Genomic DNA, 7,017 nt, shown 5'->3' with positions numbered 1-7,017 from the left:
AGTGCGCCCAGAAAAAGAGCAGGGTAACCCGGCCCGTGAGCGCGGCGCGCGCCGCGGGCTGGCCCGCCAGCGGCTCCGACAGGTCGAGCCCGGGCGCCCGCGTGCCTTCGAGACTGAGCAGGTGCAGGTTCTTGCGGAGCCGCTTCTCGATGGAGGTGTTGGCGTAGCGGGCGACCTCGGCGTCGAGGAAGGCGACGGCCTCCGAACGCGCCCCCTGCCGGGCCGTGACCTGGCCCAGCACCTCGATGGCGGCGCCGAGCGCCACCGGCAGGTGCAGGTCGGCATCGAGCGCGCGCTTCTTCAGGAGGGCGGTCGCCTCGTCGTAGGTCCGCTGCGCGTACGCCTCGGCGGTGTCGAGCCGCCCGGCGGCCAGCGCCGCGCGCGCGAGCCATGACTGGGCCTCCAGCAGCACGGGCGTCACGCCGGTAGCCGCGCGACGTGCGGCCACCAGGCGTTCGCCTGCCACGAAGTCCTGCCGCGCGATGGCCTCGCGGACCTCCGTCACGATCGACGGGACCTGGCCCGCCACCCCCACGCTCAACGCCAGCACGGTCACGACCAGTGCGGGCACGTACTTCCACGACCACCGCGTTGCCATCACGCTCCGTGGCGACGCGCGCGCCGCCCGACCCTCCGCCGACACCCTGTCGACGGCTCCCTTCGCTTTGACGCCGTGCCGCGCCAGACGTGACAGTCCGCCGCAACCGGGCCTCGCGGCCTGAACGTGCCAAGGATAGTCTGCTGGGGCGCTGTGGTCGGCACCCGGGGCGCAGGGGCGGTGATACGATCGCTGCATCGGTCGGGGCGTAGCTCAGCCTGGTAGAGCGCTCGCTTTGGGAGCGAGAAGTCGCAGGTTCGAATCCTGTCGCCCCGACCATCGCTCACCTTCGGTTCGCTCGGTCGGGGCGCCAGCTTCAGGCCCGTCCGGGCCGCCTCCGGCCGCCCGGCCGGGCTCGAATCCTGTCGCCGCTGCCGGTCCGGCGTTCCATCGCTCACCTCCAGTTCGCTCGGCTCGAATCCTGGTCCCCAGCGGGGCCTGCCGCATGCATCGCTCTCCTTCGGTTCGCTCGGTCGGGGCGCCAGCTTCAGGCCCGTCCGGGCCGCCTCCGGCCGCCCGGCCGGGCTCGAATCCTGTCGCCGCTGCCGGTCCGGCGTTCCATCGCTCACCTCCGGCTCGCTCGGTCGGCCACCTCGATCCTGCCGAAGGTCGCCTGTCGTTGGTCGTCCTGCATTTGTGGCCGCCATTCGCTGACTTTTGGCCCATAGAGCCGTTCACCGGTCCTGCCGATTGCCCGGACGAGAGCCGAGCGCGCCTGTCGCGTCGGCGGTGCGCCATGCCTCCTCACCTGACCTCCGGCTCGGCCGTCATGCCCCCCGTGGCCGACCCGCGCCTTCTGGCCACGGTTCTCGATCACCTCACCGACGCCATCATCGTCACCGATGCCCAACTGCGCATCACCGCCGTGATGGGCGCTGCGGAGCGCATGTATGGGTGGTCGCGCGCCGAGATGGTGGGCCGGTACCTCTCGGGCGACTTCACGTTGCAGTTTCCCGACCACGACGGGGCGATGTTCGCCGCCCAGATCGCTGCCGGCGGCAGGGCGCGTGCCAATGCCCGCGCCGTTCGCAAGGACGGCGTGTGGGTGGACGTCGACATCCAGATGACCCCGCTGCTCGACGACGCAGGCGTGGTGACGGGCTGGGTGTCGGTGGCGCGCGACGCCAGCCCGATGGTCACGGCGGCGCGGCAGCTCAGGATCCGCGAGGCGCAACTCCGCGGGTACTTCGATTCACCGGGCGTCGGCGTGGTCATCGTGGCGCCGGATGCCACCTACGAAGATGCCAACGAGGCCTTCTGCGCGATGCTCGGCTACACCCGCGCCGAACTCGCGTCGCGCACCTGGCGGCAACTGACCTATGTCGACGACCTCGAGCCCGAACAGGCGCTGCTCGACCAGCTGTTGGCGGGAACACGCGACAGCTTCCAGGTGGACAAGCGCTACGAGCGCAAGGACGGACGCCTCATCTGGGCGCTGACCTCCGTCAGTTGCGTGCGCCTGCCCGACGGCGCCGTGGAGCACCTGGTGGGCATCGTCATCGACATCAGTGCACGCCGGCAGGCCGACGAGCAGCTTCGCAGCGCGCTGTACGACAACGAGTTGCTGGTGGTGGAACTGCGCCAGGCGCTCCACAGGGTGAAGACCCTCACCGGCCTCCTCCCCATCTGCATGCACTGCAAGCGCATCCGCGACGACGAGGGCTATTGGGCGCGCATCGAGGAGTACATCTCGGCGCACACCGACGCCCTCTTCAGCCACGGCATCTGCCCGGAATGCCTGAACGTGCACTACCTGCAGCGCCGACAGAAGTGAGGGCCTGACGGCGCACTCTCCCGACGACCCTCAGAAATGGCGTGCATCGACCAGGCCGCGATGCGCGCTGCCCGATGGCGCTCGAGCGCGCGGCGCTCGGCGAACCCAGCCTGCCCGAAGTACCCTGAGGCGTGCTCGCCGACTTCCGCCGCGCGTCCATTCCCGTCCTCCTGCTGCTCGCCATCATCAGCGCCGTCCTCTGGTCGTTATGGGGCCACCGTGACACCGTGGCCCTGACCCTGCTGGAGCCGCCAGGCCGGGCAGAGCGGGCGCAGATCGCCGACGCCTCGGCCACGCTCGTGAACGGGCGCCGTGTCACGCCGTCAGGCGTCGTCATCCGCACGCAGTCGTACGCGTGGGGCCTGGCGATCTCGCCTGACCAGCGTCGCGCCGCGCTGCTGCGGGCGGATGCCATCGAGGTCGTCGACCTCGCGGCTCCTTACGCGATTCGTCGCTACCCGCCCCGCGGCCAGAAGGTCGAGGCGATGGGGACCGGCACGTACATGGGCCTCGCCTTCGCCCCCGACGGCCAGTCGCTGTTCTACAGCAACGCCAACGAGGGGCAGATCCTGCGGATGGATCTCGCGTCGGGCGCCATCGTGTCGTCGATCGACATCGACGGGGCAGGCGTCGAGGACAGCTTCGTCGGCGACTTCGTGCTCACGCGCGACGGCGCGACCATTGTCGCCGTCGACCAGTTCAACTTCCGCCTGGTCACGATCGACGTCGCGAGCGGCACGCTGCGGCAGTCGGTGCGGGTCGGGCGGCACCCCTTCGCGGTGGCGCTGTCGCCCGACGAGCGGACGGCGTGGGTCTCCAACGTCGGGATGTTCGAGTACCCGCTGCTGCCCGGCGTCACGCCCGACAACCGCGCGACCGCGGGCCTCGCGTTCCCGGCGTACGGCGTGCCGTCCAAGGAGGCTGAGGAAGGCACGGTGGTCGACGGCGTACGCATCCCGGGCCTCGGTCCGCTCAATCACCCGGATGCGATGTCGGTGTTCTCGGTGGACCTCGCGGCGGGGCGCGTGGTGCGGAAGATCCACACGGGCTACCTGGTGGGCGCCGAGCGCGACGACATCCGGACGGTCGGTGGTGCCAGCCCGGGCGCGCTCGTGGCCGGGCGTGATCGCATCTACGTCTCCAATGCCACCAACGACACGGTGACGGTCCTCGACGCGGCGAGCGGCGACAGGCTGGCCGAGATCGAGCTGAACGTGCCAGGGCTCGAGGGGCTGCGCGGCGTGCTGCCGTTCTCGGTCGTGCTGTCGCCGGACGAGACCCGACTCTACGTGGCGTGCGCGGGCCTCAACGCGGTGGCGGTGATCGACGTCGCGCGCCGACAGGTCGAGGGGTACGTGCCCGCAGGCTGGTTCGCGGCGCTCGTGGCGCTGTCGCCGGACGGGCAACGCCTGTACGTGTCGAGCGCCAAGGGATTCGGATCCGGTCCCAACGCCGGGCCGCAGTTCAGCGATCCCGGGCGCGGGCTCCACCCCGGCGACATCATGCAGGGCACGCTGCAGATCGTCGACGCCCCGGCGCCACAGGCGCTTGCCGACGGCACGCGGCAGGTCGTCGCCAACACGTACGCGACTCGTCGCGTGACCTCCACCCTCGCGCGCACACTGCCGCTGGGCAACTCGCGCCACGACGGGCCCATCAAGCACATCGTCTTCGTGGTGAAGGAGAACCGCACGTTCGACCAGCTGTTCGGGGCACGGCGAGGCGTGCGCGGCAACGCGGCGGGCGCCGAACTCGGGCTCGGGGTGCGCGTCGTGAGCAAGGACGGCACGCGCGTGCTCGACCGCGTCGACGTGACGCCCAATCATCACGCCCTCGCGGATCGCTTCGCCATCAGCGACAACTTCTACTGCGACGCCGACCAGTCCAACACCGGACACCGCTGGGTGGTGGGCGTCTACCCGAACGAGTGGGTGGAGGTGAACGCGCGCTCACGCATCGAGGCACGGCCGTTCAGCTCCGCGCCCGGGCGCCGCAATGTCAATGGGTCCAGTGCGGTGATCAACCCGGAGGACTACAACGAAGCGGGCGCCCTGTGGGAGCACCTGACGCGCCACGGCGTGTCGTTCTTCAACTTCGGGTTCGGCGCGGAGATGCCGCAGTCGCTCGAAGAGCAACTGCACAAGGAGACGGGGATCCGCATGTCGGTGAGCTTCCCGCTGCCCAAGCCCCTGTTCGACCGCTCCTCACGCAAGTTCCCGACCTACAACATGGCCATCCCCGACCAGTACCGCATGGACATGTTCGAGGAGGAACTGCGCGACCGCTGGGAGAGCGGCAGCGAGCCGTTCCCGTCGCTGGTGACCATCGTCCTGCCCAACGACCACATGACCAGCGAGCATCCCGAGGATGGGTATCCGTTCCGGCAGTCGTACGTGGCCGACAACGACCTGGCGCTCGGGCGCCTCGTCGAGCGGCTGTCGCACTCGCGCTGGTGGAAGGACATGCTGATCGTCGTCACCGAGGACGACCCGCAGGGCGGCACCGACAGCGTCGACGCGCACCGCTCGGCGCTCATGTTCATCAGCCCGTGGGTGAAGCGCGGGTACGTGTCGAGCGCGCTCGCGAGCTTCGGCTCGCTGATCCGCCTGCAGTTCACGCTGCTCGGCCTGCCGCCGCTGAACCAGTTCGATGGCGCGGCGACGCTCGTGGACGACGTGTTCACGATGACGCCAGACTTCACGCCGTACGGGGCGCGGCCGGTGGACCCTCGCCTCTTCGACCCGCACGTCGCCTTCAAGCCGTTCGACCGCCGCTTCAACTGGAAGGGGATGGTGGAGTCGCCCGTCATGGACGACCCGGACGACATGCGGGAGGCGTTGAGGCCGCAGTAATGCGGCCTCAACGCCGTCCAATGCTGCGATGCTGCGATGCCGGGAACGCTGAAGCAGGGGTAGGGCGCGGTGTCCCACCGCGCCGCTGTCGCGGGCTCATGCCTCATGCCTCATGAGTCATGCCTCACGACGGAAGGACGAAGGGCCAAGGCCAAAAGCAGAGGGGGGGCGATTCCCATCGGCTCCTAGCCGCGTCACTTCGGCGATTGCTGCGGCTAGCGGCTGGTCCTGACTGACACGCGGCCGCCAGGGGTAACGTGATCGACGACACCCATGTCGACGATGACGTTTTCCGCCCCCGGCCCGGATGCCGAGGAGGCGCGCCGCAAGGACTACAGCCTCGTCGGCCGCGACACAGCCCTCGCCATCGAGCGCGGCCTCGCCGAGGCCGACTGGTACACCTCGCCGGTGCCGCGCGAGGCGATGCGCGAGCTGCTCGAGCGGCGCGACGGCCCGGCCATCCGCGACACGCTGCTGTATGTCGCCCTGCTGCTGGCCACCGGTTACGCCACGTGGCGCCTGTGGGGTTCGTGGTGGGCGCTGCTGCCGATGATGGCGTACGGCGTGCTCTACGCCTCGGCCTCCGACTCACGCTGGCACGAGGCGGGCCACGGCACGGCCTTCCGCACCGACTGGATGAATGCCGCGCTCTATGAAGTGGCGTCGTTCATGGTGCTGCGCGAGTCGGTGCCCTGGCGATGGAGCCACACCCGCCATCACAGCGACACGATCATCGTCGGCCGTGATCCCGAGATCGCGGTGCCGCGGCCGCCCGACCTGCGCGAGATGTTCCTGAAGTGCTTCAACTACCGCGCCTGGCGGCGGTACTTCACGAACTCGACGTTGCACGCCTTCGGGCGCATCACCGCCATCGAGGCGACGTTCATCCCGCCGGCCGAGTACCCGAAGGTGTTCCTGCGGGCGCGCATCTACCTCGCCATCATGGTCGCGGTGGCCGGCGCCTGCGTGTACTGGCGCACCTGGCTGCCGCTCGTGTTCGTGTACGGCCCGAACCTGTACGGCGCGTGGCTGATGGCCATCTATGGCTGGACGCAGCACGCCGCACTGGCCGAGAACGTGCTGGATCACCGGCTCAACTGCCGGACGATCCACATGAACCCGGTGCACCGGTTCCTGTACTGGAACATGAACTACCACACCGAGCACCACATGTTCCCGATGGTGCCGTATCACCAGTTGCCGAAGCTCCACGCGCTGGTGAAGGACGACTGCCCGGAGCCGTACCCGAGCCTCACGGCTGCCTACCGCGAGATGATCCCGGCGCTCCTGCGACAGATCCGCGAGCCGGGCTGGTACGTGCGGCGTGCCCTGCCGCCGACGGCGCGGCCCGTCGGCACGCGTCCCACCATGCCGGCCATCACCACCGACGGCCGCCCCATCGTCGACGGTTGGGTGGAGGTGTGCGCCAGCGCCGCATTGGGGCGCGAGGATGCCGTGCGGGTGGACCATGCGCACCGCACCTTCGCGGTGTTCCGCGCGGCCGACGGAACGGTGTACGCCACCGACGGCATGTGCACGCACGGCAACACGCACCTGGCCGATGGCCTCGTGCGCGGCGCCGTTGTCGAATGCCCGAAGCACAACGGCCGCTTCGACGTGGCGAGCGGCGCGCCCGTGCGCGTGCCGGCGTGCATCGCCCTGCGCACGCACGAGGCGAAGGAGGAGGGCGGTCGCGTGTGGCTGCGCGTCGGCGGGGGCGCCACGGCCGACACCACGCCCGTGTACACGTTCCGCGTGGTCTCGAACCGCAACGTCGCGACGTTCATCAAGGA

Annotated in this window: 4 protein-coding genes and 1 tRNA gene; 4 read left to right on the top strand and 1 reads right to left on the bottom strand. The window is 69.9% G+C overall.

Features of this window, described 5'->3' with window-relative positions; genetic code table 11:
* Positions 1 to 598, bottom strand: a 598-nt coding sequence (locus ACIRDX_RS18850; RefSeq protein WP_396626984.1) for a hypothetical protein, incomplete at its 3' end; no start/stop codon positions are given.
* A 202-nt stretch (positions 599 to 800) separates the two neighbouring features.
* Between ACIRDX_RS18850 and ACIRDX_RS18845 the strand changes: the two genes are divergently transcribed.
* The 4 genes from ACIRDX_RS18845 to ACIRDX_RS18830 all read left to right on the top strand — a co-directional run.
* A tRNA-Pro gene (locus ACIRDX_RS18845) sits at positions 801 to 877 on the top strand.
* 457 nt (positions 878 to 1,334) lie between these two features.
* Complete coding sequence (locus ACIRDX_RS18840) at positions 1,335 to 2,372, top strand: PAS domain-containing protein (protein WP_396626983.1); 1,038 nt, start codon at positions 1,335 to 1,337, stop codon at positions 2,370 to 2,372.
* Positions 2,373 to 2,503: 131 nt separating this feature from the next.
* Complete coding sequence (locus ACIRDX_RS18835; RefSeq protein WP_396626982.1) at positions 2,504 to 5,224, top strand: alkaline phosphatase family protein; 2,721 nt, start codon at positions 2,504 to 2,506, stop codon at positions 5,222 to 5,224.
* Positions 5,225 to 5,506: 282 nt separating this feature from the next.
* A partial coding sequence (locus tag ACIRDX_RS18830) for a fatty acid desaturase (RefSeq protein WP_396626981.1) occupies positions 5,507 to 7,017 on the top strand: 1,511 nt, incomplete at its 3' end.

Source organism: Luteitalea sp., assembly GCF_044337415.1.
Classification (GTDB): Bacteria; Acidobacteriota; Vicinamibacteria; order Vicinamibacterales; family Vicinamibacteraceae; genus Luteitalea.
Note: the sequence above shows the minus strand (reverse complement) of the source record. Positions and strands in the feature narration are given on the sequence as shown.

Coding starts and splice junctions, on each gene's coding strand:
- ACIRDX_RS18840 (WP_396626983.1), top strand. CDS start 1,335: ATGCCTCCTCACCTGACCTCCGGCTCGGCCGTCATGCCCCCCGTGGCC.